The 735-nt window shown below is 27.9% G+C and carries 1 protein-coding gene; it reads right to left on the bottom strand.

The features are described 5' to 3' along the window. A partial coding sequence (locus NCY57_RS16685) for a hypothetical protein (RefSeq protein ID WP_442863821.1) occupies positions 1 to 735 on the bottom strand: 735 nt, incomplete at both ends.

Raw genomic sequence — 735 nt, 5'->3', positions numbered from 1 at the left:
AAATACAATATATAGTTATCGTAGTTATTATAGATGCTCATCAACGCAAAATAAAGAGGTATGTGTTTTTTGTCATGTTTTTTGGCTGTTGTGATATAATTATTTAGCTCAGAATCTGTTAATTTTTTTCCTAAATTATTTTCATACTGAATTATGTCGCTATATAACGAATTTCCTAAGTTAAGGAGATAATTATATATTTGAGGATTGGCATAGCGGTTCTTTAGGTTGAGTAAATACACATAATTGCTTATATCTTGTAAATTAGTGGAAATATCAATTTGTTCTTTTGAAATATTCATAATAAATTTAACATAATTACCAATTTGTTTAGTATAGGGCGTTGATATGGGAGTCCTAACTGAAGTTCCTTTACCCTCAAAAGGCATATTGCAGGAATGACAACTTGAAATTAAATTTAGAGCATTCATTGCAAGAAAAGGAAACTGGCTTTTAGGCCAAAAATGTTCTATCTGATTATTCCCTATATTCAAGGTTGTGTCGATGTCACAGTATGGACAGACAAATAGTCTGTTTTCATTTTTAAAATTATTGTGAAAATCACTTCTAGAAAAACTAGATGTGTCCAAAAAACTCCAAATTTTATCATTTGAAAAAAATTTGTTATAAAAGAAGTCGACAAAAATCGTTTTAAAAGGTTCAGGAATTTTGAAAAAGTCGATAGATGTTTGTTTTTCTTTTATTTGCTTGTTCTGTATTAAGTATATATAAAAG

It is taken from the genome of Blautia sp. MB18-30, from assembly GCF_023669475.1.
Classification (GTDB): domain Bacteria; phylum Bacillota; class Clostridia; order Lachnospirales; family Lachnospiraceae; genus Blautia_A; species Blautia_A fusiformis.
Note: the sequence above shows the minus strand (reverse complement) of the source record. Positions and strands in the feature narration are given on the sequence as shown.